The organism is Candidatus Stoquefichus sp. SB1 (assembly GCF_001244545.1).
GTDB lineage: Bacteria > Bacillota_I > Bacilli_A > Erysipelotrichales > Coprobacillaceae > Stoquefichus.
On record NZ_LN852693.1, the window covers coordinates 359,255 to 383,450 of the forward strand.

Consider the following 24,196-nt stretch of genomic DNA (forward strand, 5'->3'; position numbering starts at 1 on the left):
ACCTGATGAGGTATATTCATTTTTATGAATAGATATACCTTTATCTTTAATATCATATCAAATGTATAATATTTTGACAATTTATTCTATTCATTTATTTTTGTTTTTAATGCTTTTTCTACGACATCTGGTACTAATCCTTCAACACTGTGATGATGAGAAGCAATTTCTTTTACAGATGAAGAAGAAATATAGGAATGATTAGGTCTTGTCATTAAAAAGACCATATCAACACTATCATCTAAATATTGATTTGAAAATGCCAATTGCAATTCATATTCAAAATCCATCGTTGCACGTAAACCACGCACCAATATAGATGCGCCTAATTCTTTTGCGTATTCAACAGCCAATGCACTGCTATAATCTACTGTTACATTATCAAACTTCTCTGTAACCGCCTTTAACAAAGACAATCTTTCTTGTAAATCAAACATTGTTTGTTTAGCTGGATTGTCAAAAATTGTTACATAAAGATGTTCATACATACGACTTGCTCTTTCAATAATATCTAAATGTCCATTTGTAACTGGATCAAATGTTCCTGCATAAACTGCTTTCATTTTTTTACTCCTTATATTCTAAAATCCATAGTGTAGTTATACCATAAGACTGCTGCTTTTTTAATATGAATGGTTCACAAACATTGAAAATCTCCTCTTTTAAATCTTCAATAATAATCAGACACCCATCCGATAACATATCATGTTCAGCCATGAAAGAAATAATTTTTTCATTGATTTTCATTCCATAAGGTGGATCCAAAAAAACCAAATCAAAGTGAATCTTTTCATCAGCAAATAATGCTAAAGCTTTTTGATAATCCATTTTATAAACATGTGTTATATCATCAATATTAAGACTTTGAATATTTTCTTTAATTGTTGCATAAGCTTTATATTGCTTATCAACACAATAAAGTTCATCCATTCCTCGACTTATCGCTTCAATTCCTAAACCACCACTGCCACTAAATAAATCTAAGCATATACCTCCACTAAAATAAGGACCAATCATATTAAACAAATTTTCCTTATTCTTATCAGTTGTTGGTCTTGTTAAATGTGAATTCACAGTTTTCAACTGACGTCGCTTATATTTTCCTGCAATAACTCTCATGTTTTACCTCATAATACAAATCTTTCTAAAGAAATATCATCACTAATATCAGCAAATACAATTTTTGTTACTGATTCTAACAATTCATTTAATGCATAGTATTTTTGATAATAATTCATAATCTGAGGATGATTTGATATTTCTTTATTTATTGCTTTTAAATTTTCTTTAAGTGATACCAAGTCATCTGAATTTTGATATGCTTTTAGTCGCATATAATCTTCTTGAGCAATTTGGTGTCTTGATAGTAAAGCTAAAGTTTTTTCATCATGCAATAACTGATCTGCTTTACAAAATTCTTTAAAAATCTCATCTTCTGTTATTGCTTTAATCAAATCATCTATTTCTTTATACATATTGTCTCCTATAATAACATTTCTAACATCTGTAACATTGTTCCTACTTTTTCAATCCGATCAGCCAATGTTAACTTATTTTCAATACGATACTGTTCTAACATCGTTGGGAATTCTTGTGGATAGCGTGAAAGAATTAAATACCATTTAGGATGTAACCTTAAATACATCCTAATTTCATCATTAATCATCATACCATTGCTTTGCTTGTGACTTTGGTTCATCTTTCACAACAAATCCACTGACTAAATCCAATACTTTTTGAATTCCTTCAAAACTCTTTGCTAATGCATCTAAATCAACATTTTTAATAATATCTAATAAACCAGTTAAATCGACTTGTGATTTTTTATATGGTTCCCACATTTTATCATCAGCACCATATAAAACATAAAACTCATACAATTGCTGCCATGTATATCGTCCTTTTACAACTTCATCCTTAATTGAAGGAATTGTTCTTACAAATGCTTTAAAATCATCTATTTCCATATTCTCACCTATATTAGAATATGCATAATCACTCCATTTGTTCTTTTAAAATATCTCGATTATATTTAGCAATAATAGATTGTGCAATCCCTAAGCCTATCATTCCTGCCCATGTTGATGAACCACCAGATGATATCAATAATAATGGAACACCAGTCATTGGAATAAGCCCAGAAACACCGCCTACATTAACAAATAAATGGGTAAAGAAATACAATCCCACACCATATAAGATAATTTTACTCTTGGTATCTTTAACCTTCATTCCATAATTAAACATCTTAAATATAATAATACAATAAGGTATCAAAAACAATAAAAAACCAACAAGTCCTAATTCTTCATAGATAATCGCAACAATAAAGTCATTATGTGATTCAGGAATGAATCCATATTTTTGTTGTGAAGCACCAAAACCTTTACCAATTAAACCACCATTTGAAAAAGCAACCAAAGCATTTGTTAATTGCCAGCCATCTCCTTCAATATCTGCTAAAGGATTTAACCATGTACTGATTCTTCCCAACTGGTGAGGCTTCAATATAAAAGTTGCACCAAAAATCACCACTATAATACCTATCACCAAAACAATTAATGATAGTTTTTTATATTTTGAATAATATGTTTTTGGAGTCACAAAGAACAACATCATACAGATAAAACCAAGAATCAATGCGCTCCCTAAATCTTTTTGTATAAAACCAATTAATATAAATGCAAATAAAATAGCTAAAATTGGACGTGCCACACAATACCATAATTTTCTTTTTTGTAATTCTTCCTTTTTTTGTCTAGAAATATTTTTAGGAATCTGACAAAACTCTTCAATTTCACCAAAATGAAAAGATAAATAGAGAATCATGATAATTTTCATAAATTCAGCTGGCTGAATGGTAAACGATCCAAAACGAATCCACGCATGTGAACCATTGACATCATCAAACATCAAACAACTTACCAAAAGTATAATTCCTATAAAATACCATACCCATGTTGTTGTTGAATTCACCCAACTTTTTTTAAAACAACGTGTTAAAAAAATCATAAAGCCAAAACCACTAATAACAAATATGCCCTGTTTAATCATATTCATTGTTGCATATGTAGGTCCATATTTAACCGTTTGTCCAATAGAAGCACTACCTATCATAACAATTCCATAAATAGTCAAAATAACAGCACATGCATAGATTGTTTTATCAACACCACGACTTTTAAAAATTCTTTTGATAAGACTAATCATCGCATGTCAATCCAATCATTGTCTTTTGATTTTTGAAAAACTTTATATATAGAATAATGTGAGACTTTCTCAAAAGCAGCATCGATTTGCTTTTGTTCACTTTTAGAATCAACAATATATGTAAATTGACGATAACAATTCATAAACTCTTCTTTTGATATGCCTTCTTCATAAGCCTTTTCTACTGCATTATATAAAGCCATCACATCAATAATCTCTTGTGTACTCCAATAAGGATCTAATGGATAATCATACATTTCTATCACTTCCTTTGTCTTTCCTATTATACATGATATTACATAAAAATAAAATAAGAATTGGGTAGAAACACTAGCAATTTTGTAAAACAGGAATATGTTAAATTGAAAGGAGGGAATTCAATGAACTCTTGTTATAATTATGGTGGCTGTGGATGTAACAGCTATATGCCAACATTTGCCTGCAACCCATTTGGTTGTGGTGGATGTCAATCTTACCCAACAATGAATTATGGTTGTGGTGGATTTGGTGGCGGAAGTGGATGTACTTGGTTCGCTATCGTATTAGTTGTCTTCTTATTGCTTATCATCTGTGGATGTACAAAAATGTGCTAAACAAAATAAAAAATATGCTAGATTTCTAGCATATTTTTTATTTTTATGATAATATAATCCATGCGAGGTGAAATGACAATGTTACTAATGAAAGATATAATTGATGATCATCATCCCCTTATTCGAGAAATTTCAAAACCAGTAGAAATGCCTTTAAGTCAAGAGGATGAACAATTATTGCGTGATATGCATGAATTCCTAGTGAATTCTCAAGATGAAGAAATGTCTGAAAAGTATCAGATAAGACCTGCTGTTGGAATAGCCGCTGTTCAGGTAGGTGTCTTAAAAAGGATGTGTGCTATTCATGTTCTTACATATGATGATGAAGGAAATATTAAAAAAACTGATGACTATGGTTTGGTAAATCCAAAAATTGTTGCTTATACGGAAAAAAAATCATATCTTAAAGATGGTGAAGGTTGTTTAAGTGTCAATGATGATGTTGACGGTTATGTTCCCCGTTATGCAAAAGTGACAGTTAAAGGATATGATATTTTTCAAAAACAGGATATAACAATTGTTGCAAGAGGTTTTTTATCTATCTGTTTACAACATGAGTTAGATCATTTTGATGGAAAATTATTTTACGATCATATTGATAAAGAACATCCAAAAGCACCTATTCCAAATGCTATGGTTGTTGAATAAAAAAACTATTCTTTGTGAATAGTTTTTTTATATTTTATCAAATGCCTGCTGTAAATCAGCTATTAAATCCTCAGAATTTTCTAATCCTACAGAAATACGAATTGTTCCCTGTTCAACTCCACCAGCCAAACGTTCTTCTTCACTCATTTGGGCATGAGTTGTTGAAGCTGGATGTGTCAATAAACTTCTTGAATCAGCAAAATTTGTAACATGTGTAAAAAGTTCAATATGATTAATAACGCTCTTCCCAGCATCTAATCCACCTTTTACTCCAAATGTAAACAATCCACCAAAACCACGAGGGAAATATTTTTGACATAATTCATAAGATTCATGTTTTGGTAATTCAGCATAACTTACCCATTCAACAGCATCATTCTGATTTAAGAATTCAGCAATTTTTCTTGAATTCTCAACATGTTTATCCATACGTAAAGATAAAGTCTCTAAACCTAATAAAGTCATATAAGCATTAAATGGTGTCATACATCCACCTAAATCACGCAATGTCTTGGCAATTGCTTTGGTACAAAAAGCAGCTTCATTTAAATCAGCATAAACAATATCGTGATAAGCTTTATCCGGATTTGTAAACAATGGATATCTAGGATTATGCCAATCAAATCGACCACTATCAACAATAATTCCACCCATGACATTACCATGTCCTGCAATATATTTTGTTGTTGAATAAACAACCAGATCTGCCCCATGTTCAATTGGTTTAAATAAATATGGTGTTGGTGTTGTATTGTCTACGACAAATAAAAGTTGATGTTTTTGACAAATAGCACTAATTGCATCAAAATCAAGCATATCTCCATTAGGATTGCCAACAGATTCAACAAAAATAAGCTTTGTTTTTTCATTAATGAGTGATTCCATTGTTTCTAAATCTCTTGGATTTACAAAATGAGATACAAACCCCATTCCTCTCATTGTTCCAGATAAAGAACCAATCGTTCCACCATATAAATTATTCGCTGCAATAATTTCATCACCAGTTTCACAAACTGTCATAATCAAACCCATAATAGCAGCTGTTCCTGAGGCAAATGCAACTGCCCCAACACCACCATCTAAAGCTGCCATACGTTGTTGTAAAACATCAACAGTTGGATTAGATAAACGTGAGTAGAAATAGCCACCTTCTTCTAAAGCAAAAATATTCTTTGCCTGATCAGCATCATCAAATGTAAATGCATTAGATAGATATAAAGGTACACCTGTTGCTTTTGTAACTGGATCAGGTTTTTGACCAGCATGAATTTGTAATGTTTCAAATTTATAATTCTTATTCATTATTTTCTATTCCCCCTTAATGAAAGTATTGTATCATATTGATATATTAAAAAAAAGAGCATTCGCTCTTTTTTACTTTTTGATAAAATCAGGATAAGCTTCTGAACCATGTTCTCCAATATCTAATCCATTGATTTCTTCTTCAGGCGTAACACGCAAACCAATTGTATGCTTAATCAATGTAAACATAAGAAAACTTGTTCCACACACCCATAATGCAACACTAACCACACCAATAAGCTGAGTTAATAATAAATCCAGACCTCCACCATAGAATAAACCTAAAACCGAACCATCAGCAGCTGGCGTATGACAAGCAAATAACCCCACTGCCAACGTTCCCCAGACACCATTTAAACAATGAACACCAACTGCTCCAACAGGATCATCAACATGTAATTTTTTATCTAAAATTTCAATTCCAAATGTTACAAGGAATCCAGCAACAACACCTATAACAATAGAAGCATATAAAGAAACAATATGACAACCAGCAGTAATAGCAACCAAACCAGCTAAAACACCATTTAAAGTCATAGAAATATCAGGCTTCCCATAACGTTTCCATGTCAGAAACAAAGTTGTGATAGCTGCTGCACACGCTGATAAATTCGTTGTCAAAGCAATATGGCCAACATAACCTTCTGCTTCTAAAGATGATCCTGGATTAAATCCGAACCAGCAAAACCAAAGAATGAAAACACCTAAAGTTCCTAATGGGATATTGTGACCAGGAATGGCATTGGTACTGCCATCGGCATTATATTTACCAATTCTAGGTCCCAAAACAATTGCTCCCATTAACGCTGCCCATCCTCCAACAGAATGTACCGCAGTTGAACCAGCAAAATCAATAAATCCCATTTTGCTTAAAAATCCTCCACCCCAAATCCAATGTCCAGAAATCGGATAAATAATTAATGAAATAATAAGTGTATAAATTAAATATGAAGAAAATTTTGTTCTTTCAGCCATTGCCCCAGAAACAATTGTTGCTGCCGTTGCACAAAAAACTGTTTGAAAGAAAATAAAGACACTTGGTGATAATGAATCAAAAGCATCTAATTTCAATGTAGTAGGATCAAAAAATCCACTTGTTCCTATCAATCCATTGAATGAATCACCAAACATCAACCCAAAACCAACAACTAAGAAAATAATAGATCCAATTGAAAAATCCATTAAATTCTTCATTAAAACATTGTTAGCATTTTTTTGACGTGTAAACCCTGTTTCTAAAATGGCAAATCCTGCTTGCATAAACATAACAAGTACAGCACCAAGAAATACCCAAACAATATTAATTAATTGTGTCACTTCTAACATAAAAACATCCCCCTCACTTTAAAGTGCATCTTCTCCAGTTTCACCAGTACGTATACGCATAGCATTTTCAACATGATAAATAAAAATTTTACCATCACCAACTTGACCAGTTGATAATTTTTCTTTTGCTATTTTTAAAATTGCTTCAACCTGATTATCTTTGACAATTGTTTCAACTTTTAATTTAGAAACTAAATTCACTGAATATTTTGTCCCACGATATTGTTGAGTGTAACCCATTTGATTACCATGTCCCATGACATTGGAAACCATCATTCCTGTAATCTCTAATTCATTTAAAATCAATTTTAAAGTTTCAAGTTTTTCAGGACGAATAATGATTTCTAATTTTTTCATAAAAATCCCCCTTTTCTTTTTTTAGATTACCATTCATTGGAAATCTTGATGTCATTATAGCAAAATATTTTATTAACGCAATAATTTATTTTTATATTAAAAATAAATTATTATGTATTTTAGCCATTTCCAAAATAATGATTGCATTTATTATCCATTGTACTATGATGAAATAACAAAAAAAGTGAGACTTTTCAGCTCACTTCTGTAAAATTATATATTTTTATTAAATTGATAATTTATTATTATACGAAATTTTCAAATACTGAAAATCAATAATAATGATTACAAATATTGACCATATCCTCTATATAAATTCTTCCACCTGAAATCACATCATCATCTAAAACCATCTTTGACTTTAAACTTTTCTTACATGAGTAAGTTTCTCTCATTAATGGCAAATCCTGTTTTTGACAAAGCTGAATGACTTTATCCATTTGTTTATTTTTAAAGCAAAACAAATTAAATAAGGCTAAATTATGAATATGTTGACGAGATAAATGTAAAATAAAATCTTCTAGTTCTTTATCTTTTAAACATGGATATTCTTCAAAACCAATAACTAATAAATCAATATCTTCATCAAAGCAAAAATCAGAGATAGGTTTCGCATACGTTCGCGCATATCTTGCCATATCTTCCGCCAATAATTTAGCATCTTTACAATGAGCTGTATATACGACTTGAACTTTCATACGATCACCCTTTCCTTTGTTTATTATAAACAGATAATATGAACTGAAAATAAACACTTGTCCTCACACAACAAAAAACATAACATATAGTATGTTGAAGGAGGTAATTATGAACGTATTTCAAGATAATCAAACTTGCTTTCAACCATTTTTTATGCCTGAGACAAATTTAGAAAAAAATCCTAAACTCTTTGATCCACAAGAAGCAATCATGTTAGGAAATCTTTTCAAGGATTTGTATATGACATATCATGGTTTCTCTAACTATTGCTTACAACCACAAACCAAAAGACAACAGGCTTTATTAGAAGTACAAATGTATGATTTTGTAGCCCATGAAATCAATTTATATTTAGATATGCATCCTCAAAATCAAAGGATGGTACAACTTTATACAGAATATGCAAAAAAAGCCAAAGAAGCAAAATATGCTTTTGAAAAAGAGTTTGGTCCACTATCTGTAAAAGATAGTCAAGACAAAATCCCATTTCAATGGGTTCAAGGTCCATGGCCTTGGGAATATCAATGTTAAAAAGGAGGAATTTAAGGAATGTGGACTTATAGCAAAAAATTGCAATATCCAATTTCAATCAAAAATAAAGATTTAAAGATGGCAAAATATATTATTACTCAATTTGGAGGTCCAAATGGCGAATTAGCAGCTTCAATGCGTTATATATCTCAGCGTTATACAATGCCTGATGAAAAAGGAAAAGCATTGTTAACAGATATCGGAAGCGAAGAATTGGGACATATGGAAATGGTCTCTACAATTGTTTATCAATTGACTCAAGGTGCATCTATGGATGAAATTAAAGCTGCAGGATTACAAAGTTATTATACTGAACATGGCTGCTCACTTTATCCAGTAGATGCTAACGGTGTACCTTTTACTGCAGCATATTTTGCTGCGACAGGTGATCCAGTTGCCGATATTGCTGAAGACATGGCAGCAGAACAAAAAGCAAGAGCAGTTTATGAAAATCTTATGGATCAGACAAATGATCCCGATATTCTCGCCCCGCTTTCTTTCTTGAGACAACGTGAGATTGTTCACTATGAAAGATTTAGAGAATTATATGAAGAATATGTCAAAAAGTATTATCAGCCAGATTTTAATCAAAAATGCTAAAAACCCGAATAATCGGGTTTTTATTTTGATATTTCATAAGCTATAAATAAACCAATAACAGCAACTATTGTCGTAAATAAATCACCAACAAATAAGCTTTTTATACTAGGAATGATGAATTGGAAAACAGCTGCTATTCCAATATCAATTCCAAGTTGACTCAAAACGAGATAACTCATCGTTATTTCACTCACTACATAACCTAAAAATGTTAATACAACTGATATAATGGCTATTTGTTGAGAATGAATCTGTGAAATTCTAGTCACTGCAGTTGCAATAATATAAGCACTGATTAAATAAAATAAAGATGATGTGATATGCAAAGTTGATATAACGAGTGCCAAGACAATTCCTGTTGCAATAGCCACAAGAACTCCACCACCAATAGTTTTAATCCATTCTGATGAATCTAAAAATTGATCATTATGAGATCTAAAATATTTTTTTGCTTCCTGACGTTCTTTATACTGTTTCCATTTATCTTGAAAAGCCATTAGTTTTCACCTGCTATCTGTTTAATATAAGCAAGGACTTGATCATGCAACTCTTCACGATCCAAAGCGAAATCAATTGTTGCTTTAATAAAACCAAACTTATCCCCAACATCATAACGAACACCTTCAAAATCATAGGCATAAACAGCCTGACGATCCATTAATCGTTTGATGGCATCGGTTAATTGAATTTCTCCTCCTGCACCAGTTTCTTGCGTTTCCAATAATTCAAAAATTTCTGGCGTTAAAACATATCTACCTAATACTGCCATTTGACTTGGAGCTTTATCAACTGATGGTTTTTCTACCATACTTGAAAGTTTAACAAGTCGACCATTATGTGAATGCATCATATCAGGCTCAACAATTCCATATTTACAAACATCTTCTTTAGCAACGGTTTGTACTCCAACTACAGAGGACTTTGTCTGTTGGTAAGCATCAATTAATTGCTGTAAAGCAGGTTTGCTATTTTTATTCACAACAACATCATCACCTAACAAGACAGCAAAAGGTTCATCACCAATAAAAGTTTTTGCACATAAAATGGCATGCCCTAATCCATTTGGCTCTTTTTGACGAATATAATAAATATTAGCTAAATCAGCAATATCTCTAATCAATTTAACCTGAGCATGTTTACCAGATGCTTTCAAACGTTCTTCCAATTCATAGTTCACATCAAAATGATTTTCCATTGCATGTTTATTACTGTTTGTAATAACCAAGACTTCTTCAATACCACTTGCTACCGCCTCTTCAATAATATATTGAATCGTTGGAATATCAACAATTGGAAGCATTTCTTTAGCTAACGCTTTTGTTGCTGGTAAAAATCTTGTTCCAAGTCCTGCTGCCGGTATAACAGCTTTTCTTACTTTTTGTTTTTTCATAACAATCTCCTTTAATTTACTAAATCACTATAGTGATTTTTTTTATATTTTGGACGCATATGTAAAATAACATATGTCGCAACAAAGCCACCTATTAATCCTGAAACATGTCCTGACATTGAAATCGTAGGTACTACAAACGAAATCACCAGCATCAATATAACATTAGGAGCAAGCTGCTTAAATATATCCATAAAAATATTTCTATATTTTAAAGCCAATGCACCTAAAGCACCAATCAATCCAAATATAACGCCACTAATCCCACCACTGACAGTATTGGCTTCAAAACCATTAAATAAAAACAATAAATAAGGCAAACCAGTTGTTGCTAAAGCACTTACAAATAAGACAATAGCATATTTTTTAGGTTTTAATGAAGCTTCTATAAACATTCCAATTCCATATAAAGAATAACAGTTAACCGCAAGATGCAATAAACCAAAATGAATAAAATTAGCAGTTATCAAACGATAATATTCATGTTTCAAATAAACATAAACAGGATTATACCCACCAAAAAGAATACCTTCATAAACTTTCATTTCTTCTCCAAAAAGAAAAAAAGAAATAATGTAGACAACAATACAAAGTGTTATTAATCCCATAGTTACAGGTGCTTTTTTATATTTTTTCTTTAATTCATTTAGCATATCATTCATCTAGAAATTCATAAATTGACATTTGATCAATCAGAATTTCTTCTTCCTCCTCAACAACTGCATTTTTTTCAACAATTTGATCAAGTGTAAGCAAAGATAACATATCTTCATAAGTCACTTTCACAGCACCCATTTCTAACAAACGGATATTTCCATTATAGTTATCATCATCTAAAACCATTTGTTTTGTCCAATGATAATGAAAATTTTGAATTGTTGTAAACCAGACACCTCCACTATTAATATGTGTAGCTGTTACAATCTGTAAATCACTTAACCCACAAACATATATATTCCTATCCAAAGCATTTGTTACATTAAAATAAGCAAAAGGATCAACGGCACTTATCAATACCAATCTTCCTTCTTTGATGGCTTTTGCGTAAGTTTTTTTCTTGTCAAACATATGATCACTTACAAAACAAACGACTTTACCACCTAATTGCATAAATACTTTTAATGCATATGCATCAGTACCTTTTGTGCCATTTGCTACAAGAACTTTCTCTTCATCAAAAATCTTAGTAACTGTATTTCTTGTAAATGAATTCAATTTTTTTTCTAAACTTTGTGGTCCAACCACAGAAACCATATGATTCTCAGTCATTGTTAAATCTCCAACATAATATAAATATAATGGTGCTCGTTTCTTTAACGTTGTTGTTAAATTTTTAGGATAATTATCTTCATATTTTGTTGTTATATAAATACCTTCATTTTCAAGATTTGCTAATGCAAACATTAAATCATTTAAAGTTTCTTTCCTAGCCATTAACTTATAAGCTATATATTCATCTATTCCTAAAATTTGAACCATCGTATCTCTATTCATACCAAATAATTTTGATGGTGTTTTCTTAGAGGCATTCCGTAATTTTCGCTCTACATCCCACCATTCATCTTGTGATAATGGTGCTGTATTATCAACAACTAAATCACCACAAAATAAAAGAACAGCTATACTATCTAAATTTAATTGTATTTTCATCATACCACCTGCACTTTCAAACTATTATATCATAGTTCTCAGCGTGCGTCGATATCCGAAAAAAACTTTTATTAAGCAAAAAAAGATATGCCATTAATAGCATATCTTCTTAAAATTATTGAATACCCATTTTTTCTTTAACAGCAGCTTGAGCAGCAGCTAAACGTGCTAATGGTACACGATATGGAGAACAAGAAACATAAGTTAATCCTAATCTATGACAGAATTCAACTGAACTTGCTTCACCACCATGTTCACCACAAATACCTAATTTAATGTCTGGGCGTGTTTTACGACCTTTTTCAGCAGCAATTTGCATTAATTGTCCAACACCTTCTTGATCAACTTTTGCAAATGGATCAGCTTCAAAAATTTGTTTAGAATAGTAATCATCTAAGAACTTAGCAGCATCATCACGGCTAAATCCATAAGTCATTTGAGTTAAGTCATTTGTTCCAAAACTAAAGAATTCTGCTTCTTCAGCAATCTTGTCAGCAGTTAATGCAGCTCTAGGAATTTCAATCATTGTACCAACTTTGTATGGTAATTCAACTCCTGCTTCAGCAATAATCTTATCTGCTGTATCTGTTACAACTTTCTTAACATATTTTAATTCTTTCACATCACCAACAAGTGGAATCATGATTTCAGGAACAACATTTTGTCCTTCTTGATTAGCAGCAATTGCAGCTTCAATAACAGCTCTTGTTTGCATTTCAGCAATTTCAGGATATGTGACAGCTAAACGACAACCTCTATGTCCCATCATTGGGTTGAATTCTTTTAATGATTCAACACGTGCTTTTAAAGCTTCAAAAGTCATTCCTAAGCTTTCAGCTAATGGTTTAATTTCTTCATCAGTATGAGGTAAGAATTCATGTAAAGGTGGATCTAAGAAACGAATTGTAACTGGATAAATCTCCATAGCTTTAAACAATTCTCTAAAATCTGATCTTTGGTAAGGTAAGATTTTTTCTAATGCTTCTTTTCTTGCTTCGACTGTTTCAGCTGTAATCATACGTCTAAAGTTAAAGATTCTTTCTTCTTCAAAGAACATATGTTCAGTTCTACACAATCCAATACCTTCAGCTCCGAATTTACGTGCTTGTAAAGCATCTCTAGGTGTATCGGCATTTGTACGCACTTGCAATGTACGCACTTCATCAGCCCATTCCATAAATGTTTCAAAATCACCACTGATTTCTGGTTCAACAGTCTTAATTTGTTCACCATAAACATTACCAGTGCTTCCATCTAATGACATGTAATCACCTTCATGATATTTTTTACCATCAGGTGTAGTTAATACTTTTGCTTCTTCATCAATCTTTAATGAACCGCATCCACAAACACAGCAAGTTCCCATTCCTCTTGCAACAACTGCAGCATGTGAAGTCATACCACCACGGATTGTTAAAATACCATGAGCAATATTCATACCTTCAATATCTTCAGGAGATGTTTCAAGACGAACTAATAAGATATCTTGAACACCATTTTTAGATGCTTCGATAACATCTTCAGCAGTGAAATAAATACGTCCTGTTGCAGCCCCTGGTGACGCAGCCAATCCAGTTGCAACAACATGTGCGCAACGTAATGAAAGATCATCAAAGTTTGGATGTAACAATTGATCTAATTGTTTTGGTTCAACCTTTAATAAAGCTTCTTCTTTAGTAATCATTCCTTCGTTTACTAAATCAACAGCAATTTTCAATGCAGCAGCAGCTGTTCTTTTTCCATTACGTGTTTGAAGCATGAATAATTTACCATCTTCAATAGTAAATTCCATATCTTGCATATCTTTATAATGATCTTCAAGAATAGCATTAATTTTAACAAATTGATCATAACAATCAGGCATAACTTCTTTTAATGTATCAATTGTTTGAGGTGTACGAATACCAGCAACAACGTCTTCACCTTGAGCATTCATTAAGTATTCACCATACAATTTCTTTTCACCAGTTGCTGGGTTTCTTGTAAAGGCAACACCAGTACCAGAAGTATCTCCACGGTTACCATAAACCATTTCTTGAACGTTAACAGCAGTTCCCCAGCTTCCAGGAATATCATTTAAACGTCTATAAGTAATCGCACGATCATTATTCCATGATCTAAATACTGCTTTAATAGATTCCATCATTTGTTCTTTTGGATCTTGAGGGAAATCTACACCAGCATGTTTTTTGTATTCACTTTTATAGATTTCAACAACTTCCATTAAATCTTCAGCAGTTAATTCAGTGTCAAATTCAACACCTTTTTCTTCTTTGACTTTATCAAACATTCTTTCAAATGAACTTTTTGGGAATCCCATAACAACATCTGCAAACATTTGAATAAAACGACGATAACTATCATATACAAAACGAGGATTATTTGTAGCTTTAGCAAACTCTTTAGCCACTTCATCATTTAATCCTAAGTTTAAGACTGTATCCATCATACCAGGCATAGATGCTCTTGCTCCAGAACGTACTGAAACAAGTAAAGGATTATGAGCATCCCCCATTGTTTTACCTGTAATTTTTTCAAGTTCAGCAAGTTTTTCATAGACTTGATCTTCAATTTCTTTAGAAATCATTTTACCGTCTTCATAATATTTAGTACAAGCTTCAGTCGTAACAGTAAATCCTTGAGGGACAGGTAAACCAATATTAGTCATTTCGGCTAAGTTAGCACCCTTACCACCAAGTAAGTTACGCATGTCTTTATTTCCTTCACTAAATAGATAGACATATTTTTCCATTTATAAGTTCCTCCTTTTTTATTACTTATAACATTATACACTATGTGAGTGCTTACATTCAACCTTTAATTTTCCTAATTTCTGAAAAAAAGAACAAATCAATTTCATGATTTGTTCTTGCATTGTATTTTTTGCTTAATTTAAGAGCGCTTTTTCCATTTCTTTATTTTTTTAACGATCTCCAGCAAATTCTAATTGTACTGTTCTTTTATTTAATTTCTGTTTATGACAACCCTTAATTGCCTTTTGACTCACACTTGATTTAATATCAACAAATGTAAACTTTCTTTTTAAAGCAATATCTCCAATATCACTTTTCTTGATTTTTCCATATCTTACCAAGAAATTAATAACATCAGGAACCTTAATTCTATCCATTGTTCCACATGTCATAAAAATACGATCATAATTTCCAGATTGTTTCTTAATATCCTGATAATCAAATCCAACACGTTGTTGATAACACATTGAAAGCAAAGTTGCCATCGTATCATTTTTTAAGTGATCAGGAATATCTTTAATAACCTGTTTGAAACTTTCTTTATTTCCCTTTAACATTTCTTCTTGAACATCAAATAATAATTCTTTCATCTTTTGTTCAAAAATTTCTTCATTACTAGGAATCTCAATTTTTTGAATCTGACTATTCGTTCTTTTCCCAATTGACATCAAAAAACTCTTTTCACGTCCTGATACAATTGAATAAGCCTCACCTTTTTTATTTGCACGACCTGTTCTACCAATACGATGAATATATAATTCTTCATCTTGAGGCATTTCATAATTAATAACATGTGAAATATTATCTACATCTATTCCTCTGGCTGCAACATCAGTCGCAACTAAATATTGTATTTTTCCTTCTTTAAAACGTTTTAAAGTATTTGAACGCTGATTCTGTGACAAGTCTCCATGCATTGCTTCCACATTATAATGTTTTTGTTGCATTGAGGCAACAATTTCATCAACACTACGCTTTGTCTTACAAAATATAATCGTACTATCCATTTCACGTGAATCTAAGATTCTACATAAAATTTCAAACTTATTATGTCCTCTAGGCACATCAAAATAGTATTGTGAAACAGTCGCTGCTGTTCTTGTTTTCGATTTAATTTGAATATGCAAATAATCTTCCTGCATATAATTGCTGGCAATCTTTTTAATGGCAGCTGGCATTGTTGCTGAAAATAATACAGTCTGTTTATTTTCAGGTGTTGTTGCAAGAATATTTTCAATATCCTCAACAAAGCCCATATTTAGCATTTCATCTGCTTCATCTAAAACCATATGATTAATTTGATTAATCTTTAAAACTTTTCGTCTCATTAAATCCTGAACACGTCCTGGTGTTCCAACTACAATATCAGCACCTTTTTTTAAGTCTCTGATTTGTCTTTCAATATCACTACCACCAAAAACACTCACAATTGATAAATTTGTATATTTACCAATACGTTTTAATTCTTCATGAATCTGTAATGCAAGTTCTCTTGTTGGTGATAAAATCAAAGCTTGAACATACTTTTCCTTTTGAGCAATCTGTGATAAAAGAACACTCCCAAAAGCCAATGTTTTTCCTGTTCCTGTTTGAGCCTGTCCAATAATATCTTTACCTTCCAATAAAACTGGAATTGATTTTTCCTGAATTGGTGAAGGACTGACATATCCCATCGCTTCAATTCCGTTTAATACGTTCTGCGCTAACCCTAAATCTTTAAATGTAATTTTGTCCATAATTTCCTCTTTCTCTGTCTTTTTTTCTATTGTTGACTTTGTAACACTTCAAATGTGCGTGACGTTTATACATTCACCTACACTCTTCATAGACTTCTAGACATACTAAGGCGAACGTTTTCACATATATATAAGACACTTTTGTGTTTTCAAAACTGACAATAACAAAGAATCACACATAAAGAAAACCAGGAAGTTCTCCTGGTTTATTTCAGTCGTGTTTCTTCTATGTGATAATAGCATACCCTTGTTTAAAAGACAAGGGTTATTTTTGAAGATTATTGATGAGCAAGAATGTAAGGCCTTACTTGCGCTAAAAAATACAACGAACCCGTTATAAAGACAACACCATCATGCAAAAATGCTTTATCAACTGCCAGATGCCAGTCCTTTTCAATTTTAACTGGAAAGTCTTCAGCTAATTTTTCTACACTTTGAGCACGGTGAAAATCAAATTCACAGACAGTCACATCATCAGTTAGCTTTAATAACAATTCTAGCATGGCATGTGTATCTTTATCTTTTAAAGCGCTAAATATAATTTTTATATGAGAATATTTTTTAGCTGATTGATAAAAAGCTTCCATTCCTTCTTTATTATGTGCTCCATCAATAATGATACATGGATTATCATGGACTTTTTCAAAACGACCATACCAAATCGCTTCTTTTAAACCAGCAAGTAAGATTTCATCTTTCAATTCAATATAGCCATTTTCTTTTAGATACAAAAGAATTTCTATTGCTAAGGCACTATTTTCACTCTGATATTTAGCAGATGTTTTTAATATGACATGATATTGACGATAATCAAAAGAAACCTCATCTTCATGATCTTGTATATTTTGAATTGGTTGAACATATAACAATGGGCTTTGATGCTTTTGACAGATTTCCTGGAAAACTTTTAAACACTCCGGTTTTTTTTCACCTGTCACAAAAGGTATATAATCCTTAATAATTCCTCCTTTTGTTCGGGCTATTTTTTCATATGTATCACCCAAATATTCAATGTGATCTAAACCAATATTTGTATTTGCTGCAATAATTGGTGAAACAATATTGGTCGCATCTAATTCTCCCCCTAGCCCCACTTCAAAAATAGCAAAATCAACCCGATGTTTTAAGAAAAACATAATCGCAATAAAAACTTCTATTTCAAACATTGATAATTCATATTTTAACCATAGTGACATATAGCGATTGGCATATTGAATAATTTCTTGATCTTGAATATGTTCATTATTAATACGCATAATTTCTAGGCGAGTTATCAAAACAGGAGATGTAAATGTTGCAACTGTATATCCTTCTTTTTGTAAAACTGAACGAATATAGTTTGTTGTTGAGCCTTTTCCATTGGTTCCTCCAATATGAATTGTTTTCAATAAAGTTTGAGGATTTCCCATATCATGCATAAAACGCTTAAAATTATCTAATGCATAAACGCGATCTTTTTGACTTGCTATAAATTCATGAACTTGATCATAATTTTGAAATTTTCTTTCATCATGACTATGATAAATCATCAAAACATATTCAATTCCATTTTTACATTGTTTTTGACCATTCACTATGAAGCCATTCTTTTGATAAAAAGCTACAGCACTTTCAACAGCATGCACACTCAATTCACCATACACAAGATTTTTTGCATGGTTTAATAATTCACTTCCGATTTGCTGATTCTGATATTCTTTTTTAACAAATAAGCTTTGAACATGATGAAAATCCCAAATGCCAATAACTCCCACTAGTTGGGGTGCAAATGCTCCTAGCATCATCAAATGTTGCTCTTTAATAAGAGATAAAATATGACCATCATCAAAAGTCTCTAAAAATGTTTTGATTCCCGTTTCATGAAAAGATGATGATAAACAATCCATAAACACATTTTTGATTAATTGATTTGCTTCTTTTATCTCATGTCCTCTTAAAATTCTAAATTCCATAATAACTCCTTAAAGAAAAAACAGCCTAAGCTGTTTTTTAAATTTTTTCAAAACGATCAACATCAACAACGAAAACAGTTGCTCCGCCAACCAAAACATCTACCATAATAGGTGTGAAAAATTCACCCATTTCTGTAGGTGGAACAGTTGGTTCTTTTTCTACTCGTTTTCTAGCATGAGCTTTAATAATTTCTAATGCTGGATCTACTTTATCATCATTCGTTCCAATAAAGAAAGTTGTATTCCCTTTCTTTAAAAATCCCCCTGATGTGGCAAGTTTAGTTACAAAGAATCCGCCTTCGGTTAATGCAGACTGTACGGTAGAACTATCATCATTATTGACAATGGCAATTATCAATTTCATAACATTACCCCCTTCTTAATTATATATTATCACTTTTTAGAAATAATTACATCAATTTTTTAATCATCTTGAATCATTTCTCCATGTTGCCTTGGTAAAAAACGATCTTCATAAACACGCAAGGCATAGCTATCAGTCATCCCTGATAAATAATCGCTGACAATCAACTCAGATGGTGTTTGACGATACGTTTCAACCATTTTCTTAACATGTTTATCAATACCATGATTTTCTTCATGTTCATCCATTAAATCATCATAAAAAGCATTATAAAGTTCTTTTACTAATCTTGTCAATTTTTCATTTTCTTTCACCAAAGTTGGATGATGATGAATGTGTGTAGAAATAAATGTAAAAAGCGTTTCTAATGCCTGATAAACTTCTTCCGAAAATTCTAAATAAGGCTTACGGTAACTATGAATAACAATATCTCCAATCAAACGATTAATCATTGATTTGTTATCTTTTCCTAAGACCTTAACAACTTCATCAGGTAAATCATCTTCGCTAATAATTCCAACTTTAATAGCATCTTCAATATCTTTACCAACATAAGAAATGACATCTGAAATACGTACGACACATCCTTCTAAGGTCATTGGAACAATTTTCTTAGAATAATCTTTGACATGCCAGCATTTTTCATATTCATCCCAAAATTGTGCAATTGTCTTTTGACGATCTGGTTTATAAATACGTGAAAGAATTTCACCATTATGGCATAAGATACCATCTAAAACCTGCAGCGATACATTATAACCAACACCATTTCTTTCAATAAATAACAAATGTCTTACACTATTGGCATTATGAGTAAAATAACCAAAATGTCTTTCTTCCAAACAATCATTAATGGCCTGCTCTCCAACATGACCATAAGGTGCGTGTCCAAGATCATGACCTAAAGCAATTGCTTCGATTAAATCCAAATTCAAATTTAAGCCTCTTCCTATTTGTCTTGCAATTCGTGAAACCCACTGAACATGCAAAGAACGTTTGGTAATATGAACATTACTAAAAAATGATAAAGCTTGTGTTTTATCAACATAACGCGAATAACTCTTTGAATACAAAACACGATCAATATCTTTTTCAAATGGCCATCGAATATCAAATTCAATTGATGGCTTTAAAGTGTGTTTCACTTTAATACATTGGCTATTCTTTGTGGCATATGATGAAAGTCTTTCATCCATCAAGTTTGTTGCGATTAATGAAGAGTGAATAATCTTATCTTCTTTTTTCAAAATATCACATCCTTTGTTTTTAACAATTATCTATAGTATAATACCTTCGGTGATTATATGCAAAAGAATTTAATAAGATGGTATCAAGAAAACCATCGTGATTTTCCATGGCGTCAAAATGAGAATCCTTACTTTATTTGGATTAGCGAAATTATGTTACAGCAAACAACAACTGAAGCAGTGATTCCTTATTTTGAACGTTTTATCAAAACATTTCCAACTATTCAACAATTAGCAGACGCTTCTTTAGAAGATGTCTATAAGCTTTGGGAAGGCTTAGGATACTATCGTCGTGCAAAACATATTCATGAGACAGCTCAAATAATTGCTGAACAATATCATGGTGTTTTTCCAACAACTTATCAAGAAATCTTATCTTTAAAAGGGATTGGTCCTTATACTGCTGGAGCCATCTGTTCAATTGCCTACCATCAGTCAACTCCAGCCATTGACGGAAATGTTTTAAGAATTATGTCTCGACTCTATTTACTTAAAGATAATATTGCGCTTACAAAAACCCAAAAGAAAATAAGCGATATTGTTGCAAAACTGCTAACTGGTTATGATAGTTCTGCTTTTAACCAGGGATTAATGGATTTAGGTGCCACCATCTGTCGCCCACTACAGCCCCGTTGTGAACAATGCCCTATTTCTGATTTTTGTCTTGCCTTTAAGTCTAATCAACAAAAAGTACTACCTATCAATATAAAAAATATAAAACATAAAGAAATTCATTACATAACTGGTATCATTACTTATCAAGATCAATTTCTCTTCATCCAAAATCCAGCTGGACTATTAGAAAATCTTTATGGACTCATTCAATATGAACAAGAAAGTCCTTATCGATTTATTGAAGAATTTGAACAGCAATATGAGATACCTTTATCTATTGTGTCTCATATCACTGATATTAAACATGTCTTTACACATCGAACATGGCAAATGCATGTCTATCATTTTGTTTTAAGTCAACCCATTGATGGCTTATATACTTTAGAAGAAATCAATCAATTACCTATCTCCACTGCCCATTTAAAAGTTTTAAAAGCCTTTTTAAAAAACAGAGACTAATCATCTCTGTTTTCTTGCTTTTGAATGTCATCACTTTCATAACGCTCAATAATTTTTTGAACAACTGGGTGTCTAACAACATCCAATGCACTTAAATAGACAAAACGTATTCCAGCAACATCCTTTAAAATATACAAAGCTCTTTTCAAGCCGCTTATGACTCCTCTTGGTAAATCAATCTGTGTAACATCACCTGTCACAATCATTTTAGAATTAAATCCTAAACGTGTTAAAAACATCTTCATTTGTGCATCAGTTGTATTTTGTGCTTCATCTAAAATCACATAAGCATCTTCTAATGTACGACCTCGCATATATGCTAATGGCGCTATCTCAATCGTTCCTTTTTCAATTAATCGCTCTGTTTGTTCCTGTCCTAGCATATCATACAAAGCATCATAAAGTGGACGCAAATAAGGATCCACTTTTTCTTTTAAATCGCCAGGTAAAAAACCAAGATTTTCTCCTGCTTCAACAGCTGGTCTTGTTAAAATAATCTTTTTCACTTCATTGTTTTTTAAAGCCTGTACTGCAAAAATCACAGCCAAATATGTTTTTCCTGTTCCTGCTGGACCAATCCCAAAAACAACATCGTTATGTTTTAAAGCCTGATAATACTCTTTTTGACCTAATGTTTTTGGATAAATGAGTTTCCCACTCATTGTTCTTGCAATTTTAATCTGATAAAGTTCATCAATTACATTCAAATGATGACTTTGAGCTAATTTTAAAGTATACATGACATCTCTTTTACTAATTGTTTTTCCTTGTTTCACAAGTTTTAATAAAGTTGTTAATACATCTTCTATAGTCTTTACTTGTTCTTCATTAGTATTAAAGACAATTTCATCTCCACGTACAATTATTTCAATTTCAAAAGTTTCCTCCATAATCTTGATATTTTCTTCAGCAGGTCCAATTAATCTTTTGACTTCATCTATTGTATAAGAATCTAATTTAATGACTTTCTTCATTTTCTTCTCCTTTAATGGCTATATCTTCTAATAAAGTATAATGTACTTTTAATGTTATTTTACTACGAGTCTTTGTCATTTGTAAAACATTTTCTTTATCAATCACAGCATCAGCAGGCAATCGAGAACGAATGGACAATAATAATTGATAAAAAACCTCTGCCTGATCCTGCTTTACATTTTTTACACTGGCCTCATATTGATTAAAAGTATAAGCATAAACATGACCTTTTACAGGAATAATCTTTGTCTGATTTTGAGTCGAAATAATTGTATTGCTGACTAAAAGATCGCCTTTTTTAACATAGTCATTCTTTTTAACCTGAATGAGTCCACTTTCAACATCAAAAGAAGCAATCATTCCATCTTTTTTTGCATAAAGATTTCTAAAATCATCTTTTTCAATTTGTTCTTGCTTTCTTTTGGTATACTCAACATGAAAAACACTGCCCACCTGGTAAACACTCATGTATTCAACATGATCCTTATAAATTGTTTTAAAATCTGCTAAAATTTCATTTAAACGTTCATAACTTTTTAGAGGTGAGAAAAGATTAACTTTTTCCTTCTTTAAATCTGTTATCATTTGTTGGTTAACAGAAGGCATTGTTCCAATAATTTCAATATCAAATATAAAATAAGAAGATGCAATCACACTTCCTAAAAAACAAATAACACCAAGTATATTTAAATATTGTTTTGATAAAAATAAAACATATTTTAATAAACCAATTGTTTTCAAATAAGTATAAGGCTGATCAAATGTTTTAAAGATATAGCGTTGATATGTAGGAATATAAAATGAATACATATCTGCTTTTTTTCTAAGATGTAAGATCTTTATCTTTTTTTGTTTAGCAAATCTAAGCAATAAGAAAATGGCATGTTCTTCTACTTCATATAAATCATACCCTATACTCATCATATTCAATCACTTTCACATGACCATTCAAACGAATTTCATGATGATCATAATAATAAATTTCTAAGTCTTCCCCTCTTACATTTAAACAATATCCATTCATCTTAATCTTAAAAAATTGTGTATCCATTATCATTACTTCCATATAATCTTTAACATATATCTGATTATGATCAATCAACAACATGAAATCACCTCATCTTAATATATGTTAAAACAAAAAAAGAAGAACCCAAGTTCTTCTTATCTTTGTTTACCTTTATTTTTTCTAGCAGCTTCTGATTTCATTTTGCGTTTTAAACCAGGCTTAACATAGAATTCTCTTTTACGAGCTTCTTGCAGGGTTCCTGTTCTTGAAACTTGTCTTTTGAAACGACGTAATGCGTCATCTAAAGATTCATTTTCTCTTACTACAGTTTTTGCCATTTTGAACTTCCCCCCTTTACTATCAAGTACATTCGTCATTATACATGGATAATGGAAGAAAATCAAGTTTTTTTGTTAATAATCTTTCTGACTTTTTTATGATTTTTAAATAAAATGCCAATCCAAGCATAGATTAAAATTATAAAAATGATAATTATCCTCTTCACATCAACATAATTTCTTATATCATAATAAAATCAATGAACATATATCTTTTTATCTATTCATCAATATTTTTATAATTTCTATCTCATAATTATACATTATTTTTTAATATTTATAACATCATTTTACTGTTATGGTCATATACATATAAGTTTATAATCCTATTATGAAAGCATTCTCGTATTACATTTATATAAAAAACAAAAACATATATCTTTATTTTACAACATTAAACATTTATCCTATTTTGTCTGTTCATTTTCACTTTCATATTTCA

The 24,196-nt window shown here is 31.3% G+C and carries 29 protein-coding genes; 5 read left to right on the top strand and 24 right to left on the bottom strand.

Annotated features, from left to right (window positions below; translation table 11 throughout):
* Nucleotides 1–86 precede the first annotated feature (86 nt).
* Genes coaD through BN1865_RS02920 form a run of 7 tightly spaced genes read right to left on the bottom strand, consistent with a single transcriptional unit; the run spans nucleotide 87 to nucleotide 3,467 of the window.
* Nucleotides 87–563 carry a pantetheine-phosphate adenylyltransferase gene (gene coaD, locus BN1865_RS02890; RefSeq protein ID WP_050635762.1) on the bottom strand — a complete coding sequence of 159 codons (477 nt, stop codon included), beginning with the start codon at nucleotides 561–563 and terminating at the stop codon, nucleotides 87–89.
* 4 nt (nucleotides 564–567) lie between these two features.
* Nucleotides 568–1,119 (bottom strand): 16S rRNA (guanine(966)-N(2))-methyltransferase RsmD, encoded by a 552-nt coding sequence (gene rsmD / locus BN1865_RS02895; RefSeq protein WP_050635763.1) that lies wholly within the window; start codon nucleotides 1,117–1,119, stop codon nucleotides 568–570.
* 8 nt (nucleotides 1,120–1,127) lie between these two features.
* On the bottom strand, nucleotides 1,128–1,475 hold the full coding sequence (locus BN1865_RS02900; RefSeq protein WP_050635764.1) for a YlbF/YmcA family competence regulator: 348 nt from the start codon (nucleotides 1,473–1,475) through the stop codon (nucleotides 1,128–1,130).
* Nucleotides 1,476–1,483: 8 nt separating this feature from the next.
* Nucleotides 1,484–1,666, bottom strand: coding sequence for a YlbE-like family protein (locus BN1865_RS02905; protein WP_232780302.1), 183 nt, complete (start codon nucleotides 1,664–1,666; stop codon nucleotides 1,484–1,486).
* Complete coding sequence (gene ylbD, locus BN1865_RS02910) at nucleotides 1,659–1,967, bottom strand: spore coat protein YlbD (protein ID WP_198527229.1); 309 nt, start codon at nucleotides 1,965–1,967, stop codon at nucleotides 1,659–1,661. Before ylbD ends, BN1865_RS02905 begins: the two co-directional genes overlap by 8 nt.
* 28 nt (nucleotides 1,968–1,995) lie before the next feature.
* Entirely contained in the window at nucleotides 1,996–3,210 is a 1,215-nt protein-coding gene (locus BN1865_RS02915; protein ID WP_050635766.1) for an FtsW/RodA/SpoVE family cell cycle protein, read from the bottom strand.
* Nucleotides 3,207–3,467, bottom strand: coding sequence for a UPF0223 family protein (locus tag BN1865_RS02920; RefSeq protein ID WP_050635767.1), 261 nt, complete (start codon nucleotides 3,465–3,467; stop codon nucleotides 3,207–3,209). Before BN1865_RS02920 ends, BN1865_RS02915 begins: the two co-directional genes overlap by 4 nt.
* A gap of 123 nt (nucleotides 3,468–3,590) precedes the next feature.
* Between BN1865_RS02920 and BN1865_RS02925 the strand changes: the two genes are divergently transcribed.
* Both BN1865_RS02925 and def read left to right on the top strand, forming a co-directional pair.
* Entirely contained in the window at nucleotides 3,591–3,803 is a 213-nt protein-coding gene (locus BN1865_RS02925) for a hypothetical protein (protein WP_050635768.1), read from the top strand.
* Nucleotides 3,804–3,881: 78 nt separating this feature from the next.
* Nucleotides 3,882–4,451, top strand: coding sequence for a peptide deformylase (gene def / locus BN1865_RS02930; RefSeq protein WP_050635769.1), 570 nt, complete (start codon nucleotides 3,882–3,884; stop codon nucleotides 4,449–4,451).
* Between the two features lie 27 nt (nucleotides 4,452–4,478).
* Here the strand turns inward: def and BN1865_RS02935 are convergent, their stop codons facing one another.
* The 4 genes from BN1865_RS02935 to BN1865_RS02950 form a co-directional block, all read right to left on the bottom strand.
* Entirely contained in the window at nucleotides 4,479–5,753 is a 1,275-nt protein-coding gene (locus BN1865_RS02935; RefSeq protein WP_050635770.1) for an O-acetylhomoserine aminocarboxypropyltransferase/cysteine synthase family protein, read from the bottom strand.
* A 72-nt stretch (nucleotides 5,754–5,825) separates the two neighbouring features.
* Complete coding sequence (locus BN1865_RS02940) at nucleotides 5,826–7,079, bottom strand: ammonium transporter (RefSeq protein ID WP_050635771.1); 1,254 nt, start codon at nucleotides 7,077–7,079, stop codon at nucleotides 5,826–5,828.
* A gap of 18 nt (nucleotides 7,080–7,097) precedes the next feature.
* Nucleotides 7,098–7,436: a P-II family nitrogen regulator gene (locus tag BN1865_RS02945; protein ID WP_050635772.1), complete on the bottom strand. Its 339-nt coding sequence runs from the start codon at nucleotides 7,434–7,436 to the stop codon at nucleotides 7,098–7,100.
* Between the two features lie 272 nt (nucleotides 7,437–7,708).
* Complete coding sequence (locus BN1865_RS02950) at nucleotides 7,709–8,134, bottom strand: hypothetical protein (protein WP_050635773.1); 426 nt, start codon at nucleotides 8,132–8,134, stop codon at nucleotides 7,709–7,711.
* Between the two features lie 109 nt (nucleotides 8,135–8,243).
* Between BN1865_RS02950 and BN1865_RS02955 the strand changes: the two genes are divergently transcribed.
* Together BN1865_RS02955 and BN1865_RS02960 are read left to right on the top strand one after the other, a co-directional pair.
* Entirely contained in the window at nucleotides 8,244–8,666 is a 423-nt protein-coding gene (locus tag BN1865_RS02955) for a spore coat protein CotJB (protein ID WP_050635774.1), read from the top strand.
* Between the two features lie 18 nt (nucleotides 8,667–8,684).
* Complete coding sequence (locus BN1865_RS02960) at nucleotides 8,685–9,266, top strand: manganese catalase family protein (RefSeq protein ID WP_050635775.1); 582 nt, start codon at nucleotides 8,685–8,687, stop codon at nucleotides 9,264–9,266.
* A gap of 20 nt (nucleotides 9,267–9,286) precedes the next feature.
* On the opposite strand, the gene BN1865_RS02965 is transcribed toward BN1865_RS02960, so the two are convergent.
* The 9 genes from BN1865_RS02965 to BN1865_RS03005 form a co-directional block, all read right to left on the bottom strand.
* Nucleotides 9,287–9,763, bottom strand: coding sequence for a hypothetical protein (locus tag BN1865_RS02965; protein WP_050635776.1), 477 nt, complete (start codon nucleotides 9,761–9,763; stop codon nucleotides 9,287–9,289).
* Complete coding sequence (galU, locus tag BN1865_RS02970; RefSeq protein WP_050635777.1) at nucleotides 9,763–10,656, bottom strand: UTP--glucose-1-phosphate uridylyltransferase GalU; 894 nt, start codon at nucleotides 10,654–10,656, stop codon at nucleotides 9,763–9,765. The genes BN1865_RS02965 and galU overlap by 1 nt, the downstream gene beginning before the upstream one ends.
* An 11-nt stretch (nucleotides 10,657–10,667) precedes the next feature.
* Nucleotides 10,668–11,309 (bottom strand): rhomboid family intramembrane serine protease, encoded by a 642-nt coding sequence (locus tag BN1865_RS02975; protein WP_050635884.1) that lies wholly within the window; start codon nucleotides 11,307–11,309, stop codon nucleotides 10,668–10,670.
* A gap of 1 nt (nucleotide 11,310) precedes the next feature.
* Nucleotides 11,311–12,306, bottom strand: a complete 996-nt coding sequence (locus BN1865_RS02980) for a DNA-processing protein DprA (protein WP_050635778.1) — start codon at nucleotides 12,304–12,306, stop codon at nucleotides 11,311–11,313.
* Nucleotides 12,307–12,421: 115 nt separating this feature from the next.
* The gene (gene ppdK / locus BN1865_RS02985; protein ID WP_050635779.1) at nucleotides 12,422–15,058 is read right to left on the bottom strand and encodes a pyruvate, phosphate dikinase; all 2,637 of its coding nucleotides are present in this window, start codon (nucleotides 15,056–15,058) and stop codon (nucleotides 12,422–12,424) included.
* A gap of 171 nt (nucleotides 15,059–15,229) precedes the next feature.
* Entirely contained in the window at nucleotides 15,230–16,795 is a 1,566-nt protein-coding gene (locus tag BN1865_RS02990) for a DEAD/DEAH box helicase (protein ID WP_050635780.1), read from the bottom strand.
* Nucleotides 16,796–17,073: 278 nt separating this feature from the next.
* Nucleotides 17,074–18,747, bottom strand: coding sequence for a GNAT family N-acetyltransferase (locus BN1865_RS02995; protein ID WP_050635781.1), 1,674 nt, complete (start codon nucleotides 18,745–18,747; stop codon nucleotides 17,074–17,076).
* A 37-nt stretch (nucleotides 18,748–18,784) separates the two neighbouring features.
* Nucleotides 18,785–19,111, bottom strand: a complete 327-nt coding sequence (locus BN1865_RS03000) for a cyclic-di-AMP receptor (protein ID WP_008789799.1) — start codon at nucleotides 19,109–19,111, stop codon at nucleotides 18,785–18,787.
* A 59-nt stretch (nucleotides 19,112–19,170) separates the two neighbouring features.
* Nucleotides 19,171–20,358 (bottom strand): deoxyguanosinetriphosphate triphosphohydrolase family protein, encoded by a 1,188-nt coding sequence (locus tag BN1865_RS03005; RefSeq protein WP_050635782.1) that lies wholly within the window; start codon nucleotides 20,356–20,358, stop codon nucleotides 19,171–19,173.
* A 57-nt stretch (nucleotides 20,359–20,415) separates the two neighbouring features.
* On the opposite strand from BN1865_RS03005, the gene mutY reads away from it, so the two are divergent.
* Nucleotides 20,416–21,432: an A/G-specific adenine glycosylase gene (gene mutY / locus BN1865_RS03010; protein ID WP_050635783.1), complete on the top strand. Its 1,017-nt coding sequence runs from the start codon at nucleotides 20,416–20,418 to the stop codon at nucleotides 21,430–21,432.
* On the opposite strand, the gene BN1865_RS03015 is transcribed toward mutY, so the two are convergent.
* Genes BN1865_RS03015 through rpsU form a run of 4 tightly spaced genes read right to left on the bottom strand, consistent with a single transcriptional unit; the run spans nucleotide 21,429 to nucleotide 23,754 of the window.
* Nucleotides 21,429–22,406 (bottom strand): PhoH family protein, encoded by a 978-nt coding sequence (locus BN1865_RS03015; protein WP_050635784.1) that lies wholly within the window; start codon nucleotides 22,404–22,406, stop codon nucleotides 21,429–21,431. The two genes, mutY and BN1865_RS03015, sit on opposite strands and share 4 nt — an antisense overlap.
* Nucleotides 22,390–23,328, bottom strand: coding sequence for a sporulation protein YqfD (locus tag BN1865_RS03020; protein ID WP_232780304.1), 939 nt, complete (start codon nucleotides 23,326–23,328; stop codon nucleotides 22,390–22,392). The genes BN1865_RS03015 and BN1865_RS03020 overlap by 17 nt, the downstream gene beginning before the upstream one ends.
* Nucleotides 23,312–23,515 (bottom strand): YabP/YqfC family sporulation protein, encoded by a 204-nt coding sequence (locus BN1865_RS03025; RefSeq protein ID WP_050635786.1) that lies wholly within the window; start codon nucleotides 23,513–23,515, stop codon nucleotides 23,312–23,314. Before BN1865_RS03025 ends, BN1865_RS03020 begins: the two co-directional genes overlap by 17 nt.
* 56 nt (nucleotides 23,516–23,571) lie before the next feature.
* Entirely contained in the window at nucleotides 23,572–23,754 is a 183-nt protein-coding gene (gene rpsU, locus BN1865_RS03030; RefSeq protein ID WP_028043837.1) for a 30S ribosomal protein S21, read from the bottom strand.
* Between the last annotated feature and the right edge of the window lie 442 nt (nucleotides 23,755–24,196).

Coding starts and splice junctions, on each gene's coding strand:
- mutY (WP_050635783.1), top strand. CDS start 20,416: ATGCAAAAGAATTTAATAAGATGGTATCAAGAAAACCATCGTGATTTT.
- BN1865_RS03020 (WP_232780304.1), bottom strand. CDS start 23,328: ATGAGTATAGGGTATGATTTATATGAAGTAGAAGAACATGCCATTTTC.
- BN1865_RS02920 (WP_050635767.1), bottom strand. CDS start 3,467: ATGTATGATTATCCATTAGATCCTTATTGGAGTACACAAGAGATTATT.
- coaD (WP_050635762.1), bottom strand. CDS start 563: ATGAAAGCAGTTTATGCAGGAACATTTGATCCAGTTACAAATGGACAT.
- BN1865_RS02955 (WP_050635774.1), top strand. CDS start 8,244: ATGAACGTATTTCAAGATAATCAAACTTGCTTTCAACCATTTTTTATG.
- galU (WP_050635777.1), bottom strand. CDS start 10,656: ATGAAAAAACAAAAAGTAAGAAAAGCTGTTATACCGGCAGCAGGACTT.
- BN1865_RS02940 (WP_050635771.1), bottom strand. CDS start 7,079: ATGTTAGAAGTGACACAATTAATTAATATTGTTTGGGTATTTCTTGGT.
- BN1865_RS02975 (WP_050635884.1), bottom strand. CDS start 11,309: ATGCTAAATGAATTAAAGAAAAAATATAAAAAAGCACCTGTAACTATG.
- BN1865_RS03025 (WP_050635786.1), bottom strand. CDS start 23,515: ATGTTGTTGATTGATCATAATCAGATATATGTTAAAGATTATATGGAA.
- BN1865_RS03000 (WP_008789799.1), bottom strand. CDS start 19,111: ATGAAATTGATAATTGCCATTGTCAATAATGATGATAGTTCTACCGTA.
- rsmD (WP_050635763.1), bottom strand. CDS start 1,119: ATGAGAGTTATTGCAGGAAAATATAAGCGACGTCAGTTGAAAACTGTG.
- rpsU (WP_028043837.1), bottom strand. CDS start 23,754: ATGGCAAAAACTGTAGTAAGAGAAAATGAATCTTTAGATGACGCATTA.
- BN1865_RS02945 (WP_050635772.1), bottom strand. CDS start 7,436: ATGAAAAAATTAGAAATCATTATTCGTCCTGAAAAACTTGAAACTTTA.
- BN1865_RS02905 (WP_232780302.1), bottom strand. CDS start 1,666: ATGATTAATGATGAAATTAGGATGTATTTAAGGTTACATCCTAAATGG.
- BN1865_RS02925 (WP_050635768.1), top strand. CDS start 3,591: ATGAACTCTTGTTATAATTATGGTGGCTGTGGATGTAACAGCTATATG.
- ppdK (WP_050635779.1), bottom strand. CDS start 15,058: ATGGAAAAATATGTCTATCTATTTAGTGAAGGAAATAAAGACATGCGT.
- BN1865_RS02965 (WP_050635776.1), bottom strand. CDS start 9,763: ATGGCTTTTCAAGATAAATGGAAACAGTATAAAGAACGTCAGGAAGCA.
- BN1865_RS02935 (WP_050635770.1), bottom strand. CDS start 5,753: ATGAATAAGAATTATAAATTTGAAACATTACAAATTCATGCTGGTCAA.
- BN1865_RS02995 (WP_050635781.1), bottom strand. CDS start 18,747: ATGGAATTTAGAATTTTAAGAGGACATGAGATAAAAGAAGCAAATCAA.
- BN1865_RS02960 (WP_050635775.1), top strand. CDS start 8,685: ATGTGGACTTATAGCAAAAAATTGCAATATCCAATTTCAATCAAAAAT.
- BN1865_RS02900 (WP_050635764.1), bottom strand. CDS start 1,475: ATGTATAAAGAAATAGATGATTTGATTAAAGCAATAACAGAAGATGAG.
- def (WP_050635769.1), top strand. CDS start 3,882: ATGTTACTAATGAAAGATATAATTGATGATCATCATCCCCTTATTCGA.
- BN1865_RS02980 (WP_050635778.1), bottom strand. CDS start 12,306: ATGAAAATACAATTAAATTTAGATAGTATAGCTGTTCTTTTATTTTGT.
- BN1865_RS03015 (WP_050635784.1), bottom strand. CDS start 22,406: ATGAAGAAAGTCATTAAATTAGATTCTTATACAATAGATGAAGTCAAA.
- ylbD (WP_198527229.1), bottom strand. CDS start 1,967: ATGGAAATAGATGATTTTAAAGCATTTGTAAGAACAATTCCTTCAATT.
- BN1865_RS02990 (WP_050635780.1), bottom strand. CDS start 16,795: ATGGACAAAATTACATTTAAAGATTTAGGGTTAGCGCAGAACGTATTA.
- BN1865_RS02915 (WP_050635766.1), bottom strand. CDS start 3,210: ATGATTAGTCTTATCAAAAGAATTTTTAAAAGTCGTGGTGTTGATAAA.
- BN1865_RS02950 (WP_050635773.1), bottom strand. CDS start 8,134: ATGAAAGTTCAAGTCGTATATACAGCTCATTGTAAAGATGCTAAATTA.